General features: G+C 32.2%; 15 protein-coding genes. 9 read left to right on the forward strand and 6 right to left on the reverse strand.

The window, feature by feature from the left end; translation table 11 throughout:
* Window positions 1-89 precede the first annotated feature (89 nt).
* Entirely contained in the window at window positions 90-803 is a 714-nt protein-coding gene (locus tag Q4517_RS14905; RefSeq protein WP_303511092.1) for an IS3 family transposase, read from the forward strand.
* A gap of 209 nt (window positions 804-1,012) precedes the next feature.
* Here the strand turns inward: Q4517_RS14905 and Q4517_RS14910 are convergent, their stop codons facing one another.
* Window positions 1,013-1,855, reverse strand: a complete 843-nt coding sequence (locus Q4517_RS14910) for a DUF2911 domain-containing protein (RefSeq protein ID WP_303511050.1) — start codon at window positions 1,853-1,855, stop codon at window positions 1,013-1,015.
* A 209-nt stretch (window positions 1,856-2,064) separates the two neighbouring features.
* Here Q4517_RS14910 and Q4517_RS14915 point away from each other — a divergent pair, with 209 nt between their 5' ends.
* Window positions 2,065-2,823: a dTDP-glucose 4,6-dehydratase gene (locus Q4517_RS14915; protein ID WP_303511053.1), complete on the forward strand. Its 759-nt coding sequence runs from the start codon at window positions 2,065-2,067 to the stop codon at window positions 2,821-2,823.
* 14 nt (window positions 2,824-2,837) lie between these two features.
* Here the strand turns inward: Q4517_RS14915 and gldG are convergent, their stop codons facing one another.
* The 4 genes from gldG to Q4517_RS14935 are packed head-to-tail and all read right to left on the reverse strand — an operon-like array spanning window position 2,838 to window position 6,400.
* Entirely contained in the window at window positions 2,838-4,478 is a 1,641-nt protein-coding gene (gene gldG, locus Q4517_RS14920; protein WP_303511056.1) for a gliding motility-associated ABC transporter substrate-binding protein GldG, read from the reverse strand.
* Window positions 4,471-5,190, reverse strand: a complete 720-nt coding sequence (gldF, locus tag Q4517_RS14925; RefSeq protein WP_303511059.1) for a gliding motility-associated ABC transporter permease subunit GldF — start codon at window positions 5,188-5,190, stop codon at window positions 4,471-4,473. The genes gldG and gldF overlap by 8 nt, the downstream gene beginning before the upstream one ends.
* Window positions 5,191-5,238: 48 nt before the next feature.
* Entirely contained in the window at window positions 5,239-5,535 is a 297-nt protein-coding gene (locus Q4517_RS14930) for a putative quinol monooxygenase (RefSeq protein WP_303511062.1), read from the reverse strand.
* A gap of 4 nt (window positions 5,536-5,539) precedes the next feature.
* Window positions 5,540-6,400, reverse strand: coding sequence for an S-adenosyl-l-methionine hydroxide adenosyltransferase family protein (locus Q4517_RS14935; RefSeq protein WP_303511066.1), 861 nt, complete (start codon window positions 6,398-6,400; stop codon window positions 5,540-5,542).
* A 119-nt stretch (window positions 6,401-6,519) separates the two neighbouring features.
* Between Q4517_RS14935 and Q4517_RS14940 the strand changes: the two genes are divergently transcribed.
* The 7 genes from Q4517_RS14940 to Q4517_RS14970 all read left to right on the forward strand — a co-directional run bounded on the left by Q4517_RS14940 (window position 6,520) and on the right by Q4517_RS14970 (window position 17,192).
* The gene (locus Q4517_RS14940) at window positions 6,520-7,473 is read left to right on the forward strand and encodes a PhoH family protein (RefSeq protein WP_303511069.1); all 954 of its coding nucleotides are present in this window, start codon (window positions 6,520-6,522) and stop codon (window positions 7,471-7,473) included.
* A gap of 62 nt (window positions 7,474-7,535) precedes the next feature.
* The gene (locus Q4517_RS14945) at window positions 7,536-8,486 is read left to right on the forward strand and encodes a phosphoribosylaminoimidazolesuccinocarboxamide synthase (RefSeq protein ID WP_303511072.1); all 951 of its coding nucleotides are present in this window, start codon (window positions 7,536-7,538) and stop codon (window positions 8,484-8,486) included.
* A 113-nt stretch (window positions 8,487-8,599) separates the two neighbouring features.
* On the forward strand, window positions 8,600-9,061 hold the full coding sequence (locus tag Q4517_RS14950; RefSeq protein WP_303511075.1) for a (2Fe-2S)-binding protein: 462 nt from the start codon (window positions 8,600-8,602) through the stop codon (window positions 9,059-9,061).
* A gap of 12 nt (window positions 9,062-9,073) precedes the next feature.
* Window positions 9,074-11,290 (forward strand): xanthine dehydrogenase family protein molybdopterin-binding subunit, encoded by a 2,217-nt coding sequence (locus tag Q4517_RS14955; protein WP_303511078.1) that lies wholly within the window; start codon window positions 9,074-9,076, stop codon window positions 11,288-11,290.
* Window positions 11,291-11,577: 287 nt separating this feature from the next.
* Window positions 11,578-15,030 carry a pyruvate carboxylase gene (locus tag Q4517_RS14960; protein ID WP_303511081.1) on the forward strand — a complete coding sequence of 1,151 codons (3,453 nt, stop codon included), beginning with the start codon at window positions 11,578-11,580 and terminating at the stop codon, window positions 15,028-15,030.
* Window positions 15,031-15,103: 73 nt separating this feature from the next.
* Window positions 15,104-16,357 (forward strand): aminotransferase class I/II-fold pyridoxal phosphate-dependent enzyme, encoded by a 1,254-nt coding sequence (locus Q4517_RS14965; RefSeq protein ID WP_303511084.1) that lies wholly within the window; start codon window positions 15,104-15,106, stop codon window positions 16,355-16,357.
* Between the two features lie 109 nt (window positions 16,358-16,466).
* Window positions 16,467-17,192, forward strand: coding sequence for a DUF4294 domain-containing protein (locus Q4517_RS14970; RefSeq protein WP_303511087.1), 726 nt, complete (start codon window positions 16,467-16,469; stop codon window positions 17,190-17,192).
* A 178-nt stretch (window positions 17,193-17,370) separates the two neighbouring features.
* Here the strand turns inward: Q4517_RS14970 and Q4517_RS14975 are convergent.
* The coding region (locus Q4517_RS14975; RefSeq protein WP_303511089.1) for a hypothetical protein at window positions 17,371-17,597 on the reverse strand (227 nt) is incomplete at its 5' end.

A 17,597-nucleotide genomic window follows, 5' to 3' on the forward strand; every position in this document is an offset into this window, starting at 1 on the left:
CGAGTTGTTTTGGACTTAAACGTGATGCGTATTACAAATACAAATCTAGAGCTGATAAGCGTTTAAAAACAGAACAATAGATTATTCAAATTGTTAGAAAAAGACGCAAATCCCTTCCTAGAGAAGGTGTGCGAAAACTTACTAAATCTTTAAATGTAGATTTTACTAAAGCCAATATTAAAGTTGGTAGAGATACTTTGTTTAGAGTACTTAGAAAACACCAAATGCTGACACTTAGAAAGAAAACCAGTGCTAGAACAACCAATTCTTATCATCGCTTTTATAAATATAATAACATCATAAAAGACTTAGAAATCAATAGAGCAAACCAAGTATGGGTAAGTGACATAACTTATATTAGAACCATAAAAGGCTTTTGTTACTTGGCTTTAATAACAGATATGCACTCTCGTAAAATTGTTGGTTACGACCTTAGTGATAGCTTGGAATTAAAAGGTTGTGTAAGAGCATTAAATAAAGCTATTTATCAAGCTAAAGAAATTAAACAACTTATTCATCATTCGGATAGAGGAATACAATATTGTAGCAATGTTTACACACAAATTCTCAAAAGAAAAAAGATAAATATTAGTATGACCGAAGAAAATCATTGTTACGAAAATGCCATGGCAGAACGTGTAAATGGCATCTTAAAAGATGAGTTTTATCTCGACCAAACCTTTGATAACATGGCTCACGCAAAACGAGCTGCAAAAAATGCAATTAATTTATACAACGAAGTAAGATTACACTTATCTTTAGATTATAAAACACCAAATATGGTATATAAATTATCAGCCTAAATTCAATTTTAACCTGTAGCCATATTTAAGGACGAGACACCGATAAAACGAAAAGGGTAAGGAAACCTATTAATTAAAGTTTATTAAAAAGGTGTATCAAAAATTCATAGCAGTTAAAATTTTTAAGAACCACTAAAATACAACAATTATAAAAACATAAAACTCGCCAATTAGCGAGTTTTATGTTTAAAAAGTTTAGCAGAAAAAAATTACTTCATTTCAGCAATAAACTCTTTGTTCATTTTTACATAATCAGCATTTCCAGCTTTTTCAGCACTTGCTAATGAAGCTTTAGCTGCTTTAAGAGCTCCTTTTTTATCACCAGCTTTAGCTAAGATTAACGATTGTTGACGTAAGTACCAAAAACGAGGTTGGTCTTTAGTCATATCTACCGCTTTGTTAATCCAATTTTTAGCTTTGTTAATGTCTTTTCCTTCTTGTAAATAATACACAGCAGAAGAAAAATAATCATTAGCAGAAGGTCCGCTCATTACTTGAGCAATGCTTTTTTCTACGGCTTTGTCAGTAGGAGTATTAAACTTTACACCTACGTAAGCATTTTCCCATAAAATCCCTAACACAGCAGAATTGTTTGTCAAATTGTCAACAGACATAGTAAACGTTTCAATTTTCATAGGCATAGCTTCAACTTTAGCAGTCGTAGATACAGCTACTTTAGAGTCATCCCATTTTTGAGGAGTTCCCCAGTTGTTAGCGTCAGAGTAAAAAATTACTTCCCAAGAATCTTTTCCTGGTTTAGTATATAAAGCGTATGTTCCCTTTTTTAAGGTTTTTCCATCAACGGTTACATCATCGCTAAAAGTAACTGTAGTATTTTTGTTAGCACCTGTTCTCCATACTTTTCCGAAAGGAACTAAATTTCCAAAAATAGCTCTTCCTTTCATGTTCGGACGAGAATATTCAACCGATACGTTAGTTAAACCTACAGTTTGTTCTAACTTAGCAGCTGGACTTGGGGCTGGGGTTTTTAATTGTGCATTGATGTTAGTTGATATGGCAACAACAAACAAGCTAAAAAGTATTTTTTTCATGATGATTGGTCTGTTTTTAATTTTTTGTTAAAATTACAAGGAATTCCTCGGATTAATGTTAACAAAAACTTAAAATACAGAAGTAATGTTTTAATAGATATTTGCAATAAAAGCAAGGGTGAAAAATAAAATGTATAAACATAAAGGAGGAATTGGAGCTTTGTTAGCTGTGATTTCTTGTAAATTAGTAAAAGACGATAATTGTTGCGATGAAAAATGTTAGTATTTTAGGCTGTGGATGGTTGGGAAAAGAATTAGCCATAAATTTAATAGAAAAAGACTATAGTGTAAAAGGTTCAACAACTTCTATAAAGAAACTAGAGGACTTAAAAGTAGTTAATATTACTCCTTATTTAGTTGATATTTCTAAGAAAAATATTCAACAAGAATTTTTAGAGATAGGTGTATTAATAATTGCTATTACCTCTAAAGAAGTAGAAGGTTTTAAATGGTTGATTTCTGAAATAGAAAAGTCTAATATAGATAAAGTTATTTTTATTAGCTCCACTTCTGTGTATCCTAGTTTAAATAATGAGATGACTGAAGAAGATGAAACTATAGATTCACCATTAGTTGAAATAGAAAACTTGTTTAGAAACAATAATAAGTTTCAAACAACTATACTTCGCTTTGCAGGGTTATTTGGAGGAAACAGACAACCTGGAAAATGGTTTGCTGATAGAAAAATTCCATATCCAAAAGGTTATGTAAATATGATACATAGAGAAGATTGCATTGCTATCATAGGACAAATTATTGAACAGAATGTTTTTGGTGAAGTTTTTAATGCTTGCTCAAATCATCACCCTACAAGAGAAGAGTTTTATATTAATGCCAGAAAAAGTATTGGAAAATCAATTCCTGAATTTGACAACTCAAAACCATTAGTTTACAAAATAATTAATAGTAAAAAACTTCAAAAAGCATTGAGTTATCAGTTTAAACACAATGATTTATTAAGTGTTTAAAAGTATCAGTAATTTTACTGATATTTCTTCCTCCTCCAATAATTAAACCCAATACCAAACAGAGCTAACAAAACTAATGGAATACCAATATTGATAAATTGCCAAAAACGTTTTTCAGTAAAAGCACGTTGCTTATCCAATAAGTTAATTTGAATGGTTTTGTTACGTAATTGAATCAATCCATAATCGTCTAATAAATAGTCAATAGCATTGATCAAAAATTCTTTGTTACCAAACTGTTCCCCTGTCCATTTATCCAGTGATAAATCGTGAGGTTTTCCTTTTAAAATCTGATTTCTACCTACATCACCATCTGCAATTACAATCATTTTATTATTGGTGCTTTCAGCTTTAAAATAAGAAGTATCAAAAGGTTTGATTCTATTTTTATAAGCAGAAGGAATAGATCCTTCTAGTAACACCGCTAATAATTGTGGTCCTGAAGCAAATTCATTTTCTTTAGGTTCTTTAGAAATGCTTTGTAGTTCAATAAAATTAGGTGTTCCCGTTTTTTTAGTCAATACAGAAGTTACTAATAATGGAATCTTTTTTAAGTTTCCTTTCAAAGTATCTATTTGAGTGGTAAAACGAAAACGAACTGGCGCTACATTTTTAGTAATCGGGTGGTTTGGGTTTCCATTAACTAGCGGGTGGTAAAACCAATTTAAGTGTTGAAACTGTGGTTGATTTCCTACATTTCCTGTGGCTAGCGGAATTTTAGCAGAATATAAATCTTGAATAAGTTTATTATTTACACGAACTTGATAGCCAAACAATAAATCCGTTAAATTCAAATCACGAGGAAATGCTAACATTTTTCCTTCATTGTACAAGCTATCAGTATCAGCATAGTTATTATCTAGCATCCATAAACTTTTACCACCGTTTGCTATAAACTGATCAACGGTAAACTTTTCTTCTTCAGTAAAACGCTCAGTAGGTTTTGCGATAATAGCTAAGTCGTAAGCTCTTAAATCTTTTATTGTTTTTTGTGGATTGCTAGCCACACTATCTAATGTAAATTTAGCTAAACGGTATTTTTTACCAACCTCACTTAACAAGCTATATTGATAAATATCTTGTAGCTCACCATTACCAGCTAACACCGCTATTTTCTGTCTTTCTTTTAAGGTAACATTATGTAATGCATTAGCAAAAGAATACTCTAATTTTTCAACAGCATTTTGTAGCTGAGCCTCTTGTGTTTTAGCAATAGAGTTAGGAAGTAAAGAAATTAATTCTACTTTTTTGCCATAAGTAATTTCAGCCCAAGGAAAAATAATAGCTTCAGATAACTTTCCATCTTCTTCCACAGTTAATTGACTAGGCATCATTCCTCTTTTTACCAAACGTTCACGAATGTTATCAGGATTGATAAAACGAAAACGAATATTAGAGTTTTTGGCTTGTAACTCTTCTAAAAACTGACGTGTTTCTATTTGTAAACGTTTAAATTCCGCAGGAAAATCACCTTCTAAAAATACATGAATAGTTAGTGGAGTATCTATTTTATCAATAAGACTTTCACTTACTTCTGATAAGGTATAACGTTTGTCTTGTGTTAAATCGAAACGTTTGTAAACTGAATTAGCGATGTAATTAATAATTAACAGTCCGATAAGTGTTAATGCAATATGTTGTAATTTCTTATTCATTTTTTAACTGTTGTTTAGTGATGAATAAAAAGAAGAACGTAACACTAATAAAGTAAATAAGGTCGCGTGTATCTACAACACCACGACTAATACTTTTAAAATGTTCATTAATACCAAATTGTTGTAAGGTATATCCTGAATTCTCTAAAGAAGAACCAACTGCGTCAAACCCATAGAATAAAGCAAAAGTGATGAATACACTTACGATAAATGCTACAATCTGATTATTTGATAGTGTAGAAGTAAATAATCCAACGGCTGTATAAGTTGCAGCTAAAAACAACAAACCTAAATAAGAACCTATAGTACTACCTACATCTAAATTCCCAATAGGGCTTCCCAATTGATACACAGTGTACGCGTAGGTTAATGTTGGCAACAATGCGATGACAACTAATAAAAGTGCTGCAAAAAATTTACCTAAAACAATTTGCCAGTCGGTAAGTGGTTTGGTTTTTAAAATTTCAATAGTTCCGCTATTAAATTCATCAGCAAAACTTTTCATGGTAATTGCAGGAATTAAGAATAAAAATAACCACGGAGCTAAATAAAAGAAGCTGTTTAAATCAGCAAAACCAGCATTTAAAATGTTGAAATTATCTTTAAACACCCATAAAAATAAGCCATTTACAAGTAAAAATACTCCAATCACTAAATAGGCAATAGGGGAGGCAAAAAATGAGTTAAATTCTTTTTTTAGTAGTGGAAACATAGTTAGTTTTTAATGTTGAGTTGTCTTTTATAGTCTAGAGTCTAACGACTAAAGTAGCGAAGCTACTTTATCCACACTCCAAGCAAGAGGTTTGTCATTAAATAGTATTTTGGTTTGTGCCCAAACCCCTTTAAATAAATCAGAGTTTCTGTAATTTTCTAAATCTTGTTCAGTATCCCAATAACTATAAGTAAAAAATATATTCGGATTTGTTTTGTCTCTATACAACTCTAATAAACGACAACCAGGTGAATTTCGTATAAACTCTTTCTTACTGTTAAAGTTGTTTAGAAATTCTTCAATTTTTTCTGGCTGAAAGCTCATTTTTACAATTCGTACAAACATAGAGTTAATTTATAGGTGTAAATTCTGGTTTAATAGGGTTCTCAAATTCAATGGTAATAGTATCACGGTATTCTAAACCAAGTAGGGTAGAAGCACCGCCAACCGTTTCTAAATTACTTCGGTAAATGGCAATCTCTAAAAAACCAGCAGAATTAAAAATAGCTAGCTTTTCACCATCATATTGTCGTTTATCAGTTACCGAAAAATCAACAATCTCATTATATCGGCTATAAATTTTAGAAAAGGTATAACGTCTTGCCGTTACTTTATAATCACGCCCTTTTCCAATAGTATTAAATTGCTTTTTACTAATGTTACTAATTACATTTCCGTAATTATCAATGTAAATAACACCACCTGAAATAATAGTTTGTTGCTCGTTTACTTTAGGCTTAATTTCGATAATCTTTTTATAAGTCTCAATCTCTCGTCCAATAACACTTAAACTACCACCGCGAGCAATATGAGAAGCTACTTGTACAAAAACATCTAACACAGGAAAACTACTCTCAATACGATTGTGAATATTAATTTCAACAATTTTGGTAGGTTTAATTTCAGAAGCAATCATAGAAATTAGTCCGTTATCAGGACAAATAAAATAATGATTATCCAGTTCTAAAGCAATATGCTTATTATCCATACTTAATTCAGAGTCTACACCAATAACATGAATGGTTTTATCAGGAAAGCTTTTATAAGCATTTTTTAAAATGTAAGCAGTTTCAGTAATGTTAAAAGGAGAAATTTCATGCGTAATATCAACAATATTAGCATCAGGTAACTCAGAATAAATAGCTCCTTTTACAGCCCCTACAAAGTGGTCTTTCGTTCCAAAATCAGTAGTTAATGTAATAAGAGACATTAATTTAGGTGTTTGTTAATTGTTTTGTGAAAAATTATGCTGAAATTTTAAACAAAACTACGTAATTCAAGAAAAATAATCGTTATTTTTAGTGTGAATAATATTAAAACTTTTATCATTTGAACGAACGCATAATTGAATTAACAGAAATCAACCCAAACGATTTTTTTGGAGCTCAAAACAGCACTATTACTCAGTTAAAAACATTCTTCCCTAAAATAAAAATAGTTGCTAGAGGAAATAAACTTAAAATTTTTGGCGAACCTGAATTGTTAAATGAATTTGAAAAGCGATTAGAGATGCTTATCAAATATTTTAATAGGTATAATAAATTAGATGAAAATAGTATTGAACGTATTTTAACATCAACTGGTAAAGAAGAAGAAATTCGAAAATCAGGAAAAGCAAAAGACGTTTTAGTGCATGGTGTAAGTGGAAAGTTAATTAAAGCGCAAACTGCCAATCAGCGTAAAATGGTAGAGCTAATGCAAAAAAATGATATGTTATTTGCTGTAGGTCCTGCAGGTACAGGTAAAACATATACAGCGGTAGCCTTAGCTGTGAAAGCATTAAAAGAAAAAGAGGTTAAGAGAATTATTTTAACAAGACCTGCGGTAGAATCAGGGGAAAATTTAGGGTTTCTTCCAGGGGATTTAAAAGAAAAGTTAGATCCATACATGCAACCATTATATGATGCCTTACGGGATATGATTCCTCATGAAAAATTGGAATCACATCTTGAAAAAGGAGTTATACAAATAGCACCTTTAGCTTTTATGCGTGGGCGTACCTTAGATAATGCTTTTGTAATTTTAGATGAAGCACAAAACACCACTCATGCACAAATGAAGATGTTTTTAACGCGTATGGGAATGCACGCTAAGTTTATTATCACTGGAGACCCAGGTCAGATAGATTTACCGCGTAGACAAGTTTCTGGATTGAAAGAATCGTTATTAGCATTAAAAGATATTGAAGGAATTGCGCAGGTGTATTTAGATGACAAAGATGTAATTCGTCATCGATTGGTTAAGAAAATTATCTCAGCTTATAAAAGTATAGAAACCGAGTAGTTTTTAGTTGTCAGTATTTAGTGATTAGTTTACTTTTGTGCGATACAACACAACAACATACAATGAATACAATTAACGAAACAAACTTCCAGTTTCAAGGACAAAAAGAAGTTTATAAAGGAAAAGTAAGAGAAGTTTACAATATCAATGATGAGTTGTTGGTAATGATTGCTTCAGATCGTCTTTCTGCGTTTGATGTAATCTTACCACGTCAAATTCCTTTTAAAGGACAAATTTTAAACCAAATTGCTACAAAAATGATGAGCGATACTGCGGATATCGTTCCAAATTGGTTATTAGCGAATCCAGATGAAAATGTAGCAGTAGGTCATTTATGTAAACCTTTTAAAGTAGAAATGGTAATCCGCGGATATTTATCTGGTCATGCAGCTCGAGAATATGCAGCAGGAAAAAGAATACTTTGTGGAGTAGCAATGCCCGAAGGAATGAAAGAAAATGGTAAATTCCCAGAGCCAATTATTACACCATCAACAAAGGCAGATAATGGAGAACACGATGAAGATATTTCTCGTGAAGATATTTTAGCCAACCAAATTGTATCAGAAGAAGATTACTTAGTATTGGAAGATTATACAAGAAAGTTATTTCAAAGAGGTACTGAATTAGCTGCTAAAAGAGGATTGATTTTAGTAGATACTAAATATGAGTTTGGAAAAACTAAAGATGGTAAAATTGTATTGATTGATGAAATCCATACACCAGACTCTTCTCGTTATTTTTATGCTGAAGGATATGCAGAACGTCAAGAAAAAGGAGAGAAGCAAAAACAACTATCAAAAGAGTTTGTGCGTCAGTGGTTAATTGAAAAAGGTTTTCAAGGAAAAGAAGGACAAGAGATTCCTGAAATGTCTGATGAAAAAGTTATTGAAATTTCAAATAGATACATTGAACTATATGAACAAATCACAGGAGAAACTTTTGTAAAAGCGAATACAGAAAACGTACTCGAAAGAATAGAAAAAAATGTAAATACATTTTTAAAAAACAAATAAAAAGAGAGGCTTTTGCCTCTCTTTTTATTTAAAATTATCTTAAAAAAACTTCATTAACAAACAGGCATTTATATTTTTTGTAACTTACACAAGACAAACAAAAATTAGCAAAAATGCCAAATTATACATTAAAAATTAACGGAAAGTCGGTGTCCTTTAAGGCAGATGCTGATACACCATTGTTATGGGTCTTACGAGATGAACTCAATATGGTTGGAACTAAATTCGGTTGTGGAATAGCACAATGCGGAGCCTGTACTGTTCATGTAGACGGAACAGCAATGAGAAGTTGTCAATTACAAATTTCTATGTTGGATGGTGAAGAAATAACAACTATTGAAGGGTTATCAACCGAAGGAGATCATCCGTTACAAGAAGCATGGAAAGAAGTAGATGTTCCGCAATGCGGTTACTGCCAAGCAGGTCAAATTATGACGGCTGCATCATTTCTAAAAGAAAATCCAAACCCTTCAAAAGAGGAGATAAGAGAAGCAATGCAAGGTAATATTTGTCGTTGTGCTGCATATAATAGAATAGAAAAAGCAGTTGCATTGGCAGCAGATAAAATGTCTTAAAATTTTTCAATTATGAGTACACAAGAAAAAAACTTTACGTTTAGTAGAAGAAACTTTTTAAGAACTTCTGCATTAGCCAGTGGTGGTATTATGATTGGATTTAATCTATTTACAGCCTGTAAACCTAATGTAAAACCATCTGTAGATGTAGAAAACCTAAACTTCAATGATTTTAACGCATTCATAAAAATATCCGATGAAGGCTATGTAACTATTTACTCTCCAAATCCTGAGATAGGTCAAGGAGTAAAAACTTCAATGCCGATGATTATTGCAGAAGAACTAGATGTTGAATGGGAAAAAGTACATGTTGCACAAGCACCTTTAGATGTCAAAAACTATAAACGACAGTTAGCAGGAGGTAGTCAATCAATTCGTCATGGCTGGACGGCGCTTAGAGAAACAGGAGCAACTACAAAACAAATGTTAATTAATGCGGCAGCAGTAAAATGGGGAGTAGATGCAACTACTTGTTCAGCTTTAAGAGGAATTATTACAAATGCAAAAGGAGAAACTTTAGGGTATGGTGAAGTAGTTAAAGAAGCTGCTACTTTAGAAGTTCCAGAAAATGTAAAATTGAAGAAGCCTTCAGAATTTTCTATCATTGGCAAAGATGCTATAAATGTTGATGTAGAAAAAATAGTAACAGGAAAACCGTTATTTGGCTTAGATTATAAGGAAGAAGAAATGTTATATGCTTCAGTAGTAAGACCTCCGGCTTTCGGACAAGAACTTGAATCGTATGACGATACAGAAGCAAAAAAAATATCTGGAGTAGTAGATGTTATAACAATAGGAGAAAAAGCAAGAAATTTTATTGAATCAGGAAAAACTAATTGGACGTTTAAGTTAACAAAAACAGATAAAGTAGTTGTGTTAGCTGAAAATACATGGGCAGCAATTAAAGGAGCAAGAGCAATTAAAACTGTATGGAAAGATAGTTCTGAGTTAGAAGATACAAAATTTCATGATGAAAGGCTAACAAAATTGTTAGAAGCAAATGATTTAGATGTTAGAAGAGAAGATGGAGATGTGAAAAAAGCTTTTGCAGAAGCTGATAAAGTTATTGAACGTACCTACCATTCACCATTTTTGCCTCATAATTGTATGGAGCCAATGAACTTTTTTGCAAATGTAACATCAGAAAAGATACATTTAATTGGTCCTGTTCAAACTCCAGAATATGCAGCAATGGTTGCAGCAGAAATGTTAGGACGTAACTTGGAGGAAGTTCATGTAGAAATGACTCGAATGGGAGGAGGTTTCGGAAGAAGATTATATGGAGACTTTGTATATGAAGCGTTGGAAATATCTGATAAAATACAAAAACCAGTAAAAATGGTTTCAACGAGAGAAGACGATGTAACTAGTGGAACATATAGACCAGCAATCAAATATAGAATTGCAGCATCAATAAAAGATGGAAAAATATCTGGATACCATTTAAAAGAAGCAGCTATTAATGATAATATGTACGGATTAATCCCGAATTTCTTTCCAGCAGGCTGTATTCCAAACTATAAAGTATCTACAGCAAATTATAAAAGTAATATTAGCACAGGAGCATGGAGAGCCCCTTATACAAACTTCTTAGCCTATGCAGAACAAAGTTTTTTTGATGAATTAGCACAAGAATTAGAGATAGATCCAGTACAATTACGTTTAGAATTGTTAGAAAATGTAAAAGCTACTGAAGATAAAAGAATAGAATACTCAGGTAAACGAATGCAAGACACTATAAAGTTAGCTGCAGAAAAAGGAGGCTGGGGAAAAGCCAAAGAAGGAGTTTTTCAAGGTTTTTCAGCTTATTACAGTCATAATACTCACGTAGCTGAAGTTGCAGAGGTAGAGCTAAAAGAAGGAGTTCCTGTGGTAACAAAAGTGGTTGTAGCAGCAGATTGTGGTATTGTGGTAAACCCAACAGGAGCTATAAACCAAATTGAAGGAGGTGTTATTGATGGTATCGGACATGCAATGTATGGAAACCTAACCTTTGAAGACGGTGCGCCGTCAAGTAGAAATTTCGATAATTATAGGCTTATAAGAATGAACGAAACACCTAAAGTAGAAGTTCATTTTGTGCAAAATGAACTATCACCTACAGGTTTAGGAGAACCTGGTTTGCCACCAGCAGGAGGAGCAGTTGCTAACGCAATACATAAAGCTTTAGGTAAAAGACTATATAAACAACCTTTTATAGAAGAATTAAAATCGAATATTTTATCTTAAAAAGAGAAACAAATTAGAAAAAAGATGCTTATTCAAGCATCTTTTTTGTTTTTGGTAGAGATACTGTCTTTATAAAGTTCCTTTAAAGTATTTTGTAGAAATGATCATTTTTCAATAGAAAAATGATAAAAAGGTTTTTTATTACACTTATTTTGGTAATCTGTTAAATTAATGATTTTTTGTAACTAAAAACTCTATTAAGCTTATAAAAGTGTAAAATCTAAGCTAGATTTGGAAGGAAATTAATTAGATAGTAACAAAAACACATTAACAACAAACGCAACACAATGAAAATACAAAAAGTACTGGTAGCAAATAGAGGAGAAATAGCTATTAGAGTATTTAGAGCCTGTGTAGAAATAGGAATTAAAACAGTGGGGATATATACTTATGAAGATAGGTACTCTTTACATAGGTATAAAGCAGATGAATGTTATCAAATAGGAGAAGATAATGAGCCACTTAAGCCTTATTTAGATATTGATGCTATTATTAAAGTAGCTCTTAATAATAATGTAGATGCTATTCACCCAGGGTATGGTTTTCTCTCTGAAAATGCTGAGTTTGCTAAAAAATGTGAAGAAAATGGTATTATTTTTATTGGTCCCAAAGTATCAGTACTAAAAGCTCTAGGAGATAAAATTACAGCCAAAGAAGTTGCGGTTGCTAACAATGTGCCTATCATACAAAGTAGTCAAAATGATTTAGCTACTGTTGAAATAGCGCTATCTGAAGCTTCAAGAATAGGATACCCTGTAATGTTAAAAGCAGCTTCAGGAGGAGGAGGTAGAGGAATGCGAGTTATTCGAAAAAAAGAAGAATTAATCAAAGCTTTTCCAGAAGCAAAAAGAGAATCTTTAAATGCTTTTGGAGATGATACCGTTTTTTTAGAAAAATATGTTGAAAATCCTAAGCATATTGAAATCCAAATAGTAGCAGATGCACATGGTAACATTGTTCATTTATACGAAAGAGATTGCTCAGTACAACGAAGGTATCAAAAAGTAGTAGAAATAGCACCTTCTTTAGGCTTGCCAGACGAAATAAAGAATAAGTTATACACCTATGCAATTAATATTTGTAAAGCAGTAAATTATAATAACATAGGAACTGTTGAGTTTTTAGTGGACGATGATGATGCTATATACTTTATTGAAGTGAATCCACGAATTCAAGTAGAACATACAGTTACTGAAATGGTAACGAATATAGACTTGGTAAAAACGCAACTTTTTATTGCAGGAGGATATAAGTTAGAAGACAAACAAATAAAAATACCAAGTCAAGAATCCGTTACTGTTACTGGGCATGCATTACAGTGTAGAGTAACTACGGAAGATCCTGCAAACGACTTTAAACCAGATTACGGAACAGTAACTACGTACAGAAGTGCTTCAGGCTTTGGTATTCGATTAGATGCAGGAAGTATATATCAAGGAGTAAAAATTTCACCTTTTTTTGATTCTATGTTGGTGAAAGTTTCAGCAAGAAGTAGAACCTTTGATGGAGCTTGCAGAAAAATGCTAAGAGCATTAGCTGAATTTAGAGTACGTGGAGTAAAAACGAATATAGCTTTTCTAGAAAACATACTTCGTCATCAAACATTTAGAGACGGAAGGGTGACCGTAAACTTCATAAAGAATGAACCAAAACTATTTGAATTTAAAGAACCTAAAAATAGAGCGAATAAATTAATCAACTTTTTAGGAGAAGTAATTGTAAACGGAAATCCAGATGTAAAAAAAATAAATTCAAACCATCAATTTACACAACCTAAAGTACCAAAATTTCCAGTTTTAGAAAATTATCCTAAAGGAACAAAAGATAAATTAACTGAATTAGGTCCAGAAAAATTTGCAGAATGGTTAAAAAATGAAAAGAAAGTACATTTTACAGATACAACCATGCGAGATGCTCACCAAAGTTTGTTGGCAACACGTATGCGTACAGTAGATATGTTAAAGGTAGCTGAAGGATATGCAAAAAACCACCCTGAAATTTTTAGTATGGAAGTTTGGGGAGGAGCAACTTTTGATGTGTGTCTTCGCTTTTTACAAGAAAATCCTTGGGAACGTTTAGCATTATTACGCAAAGCAATGCCAAATGTGTTATTACAAATGCTAATAAGAGGTTCTAATGGAGTTGGATATACTGCATATCCTGATAATTTAATTGAAAAATTTGTAGAAAAATCATGGGAAACAGGAGTCGATGTTTTTAGAATTTTTGACTCTCTAAACTGGATGCAATCTCTAGAGCCTTGTATAAAACATGTACGAAATAAAACACAAGGATTGGCAGAAGCCTCTATATGCTATACAGGAGATATCTTAAACCCAAACAAAACAAAATACGATTTAAAATACTACCTACAATTAGCAAAAGATATCGAAAATGCAGGAGCACATATTTTAGGAGTAAAAGACATGGCAGGGTTATTAAAACCACAAGCAGCTTATGAATTAATAGCTGCCCTTAAATCAGAAATTAACATACCAATTCATTTACATACACACGATACATCTTCGGTTCAATCGGCTACTTACCTCAAAGCAATAGAAGCAGGAGTAGATGTTGTAGATGTAGCTTTGGGCGGATTGTCAGGATTAACATCACAACCAAACTTTAATTCAATGGCTGAAATGTTACGCTTTAATGAAAGAGAAAACAAAATTAATACAGAAAAGTTAGCCGAATATTCAAACTATTGGGAAGCAGTTAGAAGTTATTACTACCCATTTGAATCAGGATTAAAGTCTGGAACAGGAGAAGTATATGAGCATGAAATTCCAGGGGGTCAGTATTCAAACTTAAAAGGGCAAGCGATAGCACTAGGTTTAGAGAATAAATTTACTGAAGTAACTAAAATGTACGGAGAGGTAAATAAACTATTTGGAGACATAGTGAAAGTAACTCCAAGCTCAAAGGTGGTTGGAGACATGGCTCAGTATATGATAAGTAATAACCTAACAGTAAAAGATGTGATGGAAAAAGGAGAAACAATCTCTTTTCCTCAGTCTGTAATTAGTTTTTTCAGAGGAGACTTAGGGCAGCCAGTAGGAGGTTTTCCAGAAAACCTTCAAAAAATCATATTAAAAAATGAAAAACCATATACAGATAGACCAAATGCACATTTAGCTCCAATTAACTTCGAAAAAGAATTTGAAGAGTTTAAAAAACAATTTAAAAAAGGAATGGGGCGTCCATTAGAAATTACTGATTTCTTGTCTTATAAATTATATCCTAAAGTTTTTACCGATGCTTATAACAATCACTTAAAACATGGAAACCTAATGAATATACCTACTAAAAACTTCTTATTTGGAATGGAAGTAGGTGAGGAAATAATGGTGGATATTGAAGAAGGAAAACGAGTGTTAATTTCTCTAATGCAAAAAAGTGAACCTGATGAAGAAGGAAATGTAAATGTCTTTTTTAAGATTAACGGGCAAATGAGAAATGTTTTAATAAAAGACAATTCTATAAAAGTAGACAAAGTAGAAAATATAAAAGCAGAAACAGATAACGAAAAAGAAATTGGAGCACCCTTACAGGGACTGTTATCATCAGTATTAGTGAAGAATGGAGAAAAAGTTAAAGAAAATCAGCCTTTGTTTATTATAGAAGCGATGAAAATGGAAACGACCGTTACAGCTGCAAGTTCAGGAGTAATAAAAAAAGTACAATTAGAAGCAGGTGTACTAGTGGATACTAGCGATTTAGTGATAAAAATGAAGTAAGAGAAGAGCAAGTAGTTTTGATTTACTCCTAAAAAAGCACTATTTTCGCAACCTATAAAAATCAAAAGTAATAATGGTTAAAGATTTATTTGAGAGAATTAAAGGAGATAAAGGACCTTTAGGAAAATGGGCAGATAAGGCAGAAGGGTATTATGTATTTCCTAAATTAGAAGGGCCAATTTCTAACCGTATGTCTTTCAATGGAAAAAAAGTAATAACTTGGAGTATAAATGACTACTTAGGATTAGCAAATCATCCAGAAGTATTAAAAGTTGATGGAGAATCTGCAGCAACCGATGGTATGGCGTATCCTATGGGAGCTCGTATGATGTCAGGTCATACAAAATATCATGAACAATTAGAACAAGAATGTGCAGAGTTTGTAGGTAAAGAAGCTTCTTATTTAGTAAACTTTGGTTACCAAGGTATGGTATCAGCAATTGATGCTCTAGTAAATAAAGACGATATCATTGTGTATGATATGGATACACATGCGTGTATTATTGATGGAGTTCGTTTACATGCAGGAAAACGTTTTGTATACCGTCATAACGATATAGAGAGCTGTGAGAAAAACTTGAAGCGTGCCACCAAAATGGCAGAAAAAACAGGTGGTGGAATTCTGTTAGTTTCTGAAGGAGTATTTGGTATGCGAGGAGAACAAGGACGTTTAGCAGAAATTGTAGCCTTAAAAGAAAAATACAACTTCCGTTTATTGGTTGATGATGCACACGGGTTTGGAACATTAGGAGAAGGAGGAAGAGGAACAGGGTTTGAACAAGGAGTACAGGATGGAATCGATGTGTATTTTGCAACATTCGCAAAATCTATGGCAGGTATTGGAGCTTTCTTTGCAGGAGATAAAGATGTAATTCAGTTTTTACAATACAACATGCGATCGCAAATGTTTGCCAAATCATTACCAATGCCAATGGTAAAAGGAGCATTAAAACGTTTAGATATGATTCGTACCATGCCTGAATTAAAAGAAAATCTTTGGAAAATAACCAATGCATTACAATCAGGTTTACGAGAGGCAGGTTTTGATTTAGGAACAACACAAACATGCATTACACCAGTATACTTAAAAGGAGAAATTCCAGAAGCAATGGCAATGGTAAACGATTTAAGAGAAAACCATGGAGTGTTCTGTTCAATTGTTGTGTATCCAGTAATACCAAAAGGATTAATAATATTAAGGTTAATTCCAACAGCACGCCATACGATTGAAGATGTAAACGAGACAATTGTAGCATTTTCAGCAATCCGTGAAAAATTAGAAAACGGTACTTATAAACAAGTAGCAGCCTCGATAATGGCAGAATAACAAGTAATTGTTTAAAAAATAAATAAAAACTCATGAAATACTTCATGAGTTTTTTTGTTTTAAAAAGAGAAATGATACATTTGGAATCCTTTTTGCTTATCAAAATCAAATGAAAAAACTACTATACTTATATTTATTACTATTTGCTACAGTAGTAAATGCGCAAATTAAAGATACATTACCAAACTTTAATGATGAATATATATTGATAAGAGAAGGAGATAGTTTAATGATAAAATTAAATGAAGTAACAGTACTCCCAAAGCACAAGTTCAAAGAGAAAAAAGATATACTATATTATTACTGGCTTCGTAAAAAAGTATTCAAAGCATACCCTTATGCAATTTTAGCAGCAAAAAGAGTAGATAGTGTAAATTCACGATTGGCCAGAGTTAAGTCGAAAAGCAAAAAAAGAAAATACATAAAAAGAATTCAGAAATATCTTGAAGAAGAATTAACAGCGCCTTTAAAGAAATTAACAAGAACAGAAGGGAGAATTTTATTAAAGTTAATTCACCGTCAAACAGGAAAAACGGCTTTTGATAATGTAAGAGAACTAAGAAGTGGTTGGAAAGCCTTTTGGTACAATACGACTGCAAACTTATTTAAGCTGTCGTTAAAGTCAGAGTATAAACCAGAAACGGAGAATGAGGATTATTTGGTAGAAGATATTATACAACGTGCCTATATAGAAGAAAAGTTAGAGTATCAAGATCCAAAATTGCGTAAAAACTATTTAGTGATTGTATCAAAGAGTAGAGGGTATGTTGATGTATCGGAGTATAAAAAGATGTTTTCGAAGATGCGTAAGAAGCGAAAACGTAAGAAAAAGTAAATAAATTAGGTCTTAGAGTCACCTATTACAGTTTACATTTAATAGTATAGAAGTGAAAATATGATTCCTTAATAAATGATTTTACGCTTAGAACGAGTAAGAAGCACGTTAAGTAGGTTAGGAGTACAAAAAACTTTTGGATGTAAAAGGTTCTGAAATAGGTAGTTAAAAAAGGCGGTTAAAAAAAGGCAAAAAAAGTAGTTGTTAAGTGGAAAAAGGTATCTATATTTGCACCCGCAAACGGATAAGTGGTAAGCTTAGAAGTTAGTAAGAGTTCATTAAAATAGGGGTTAAGATATATTAAGAAAAGGTTAAAAAATAGTTTAATTTTTTCTTGTTTAATACGAAATAAAGTGAGTATCTTTGCAGTCCGAATTTTAGGGAAAAACAGTTCATTAAAATAGT

Source organism: Tenacibaculum sp. 1_MG-2023, from assembly GCF_030547425.1.
Taxonomy (GTDB): Bacteria; Bacteroidota; Bacteroidia; order Flavobacteriales; family Flavobacteriaceae; genus Polaribacter.

What these genes read in the sequence shown, in the direction of transcription:
- Q4517_RS14910 (WP_303511050.1), bottom strand. Translation starts at nt 1,855, where the DNA reads ATGAAAAAAATACTTTTTAGCTTGTTTGTTGTTGCCATATCAACTAAC.
- Q4517_RS14915 (WP_303511053.1), top strand. Translation starts at nt 2,065, where the DNA reads ATGAAAAATGTTAGTATTTTAGGCTGTGGATGGTTGGGAAAAGAATTA.
- gldG (WP_303511056.1), bottom strand. Translation starts at nt 4,478, where the DNA reads ATGAATAAGAAATTACAACATATTGCATTAACACTTATCGGACTGTTA.
- gldF (WP_303511059.1), bottom strand. Translation starts at nt 5,190, where the DNA reads ATGTTTCCACTACTAAAAAAAGAATTTAACTCATTTTTTGCCTCCCCT.
- Q4517_RS14930 (WP_303511062.1), bottom strand. Translation starts at nt 5,535, where the DNA reads ATGTTTGTACGAATTGTAAAAATGAGCTTTCAGCCAGAAAAAATTGAA.
- Q4517_RS14935 (WP_303511066.1), bottom strand. Translation starts at nt 6,400, where the DNA reads ATGTCTCTTATTACATTAACTACTGATTTTGGAACGAAAGACCACTTT.
- Q4517_RS14945 (WP_303511072.1), top strand. Translation starts at nt 7,536, where the DNA reads ATGAATACAATTAACGAAACAAACTTCCAGTTTCAAGGACAAAAAGAA.
- Q4517_RS14950 (WP_303511075.1), top strand. Translation starts at nt 8,600, where the DNA reads ATGCCAAATTATACATTAAAAATTAACGGAAAGTCGGTGTCCTTTAAG.
- Q4517_RS14955 (WP_303511078.1), top strand. Translation starts at nt 9,074, where the DNA reads ATGAGTACACAAGAAAAAAACTTTACGTTTAGTAGAAGAAACTTTTTA.
- Q4517_RS14960 (WP_303511081.1), top strand. Translation starts at nt 11,578, where the DNA reads ATGAAAATACAAAAAGTACTGGTAGCAAATAGAGGAGAAATAGCTATT.
- Q4517_RS14965 (WP_303511084.1), top strand. Translation starts at nt 15,104, where the DNA reads ATGGTTAAAGATTTATTTGAGAGAATTAAAGGAGATAAAGGACCTTTA.
- Q4517_RS14970 (WP_303511087.1), top strand. Translation starts at nt 16,467, where the DNA reads ATGAAAAAACTACTATACTTATATTTATTACTATTTGCTACAGTAGTA.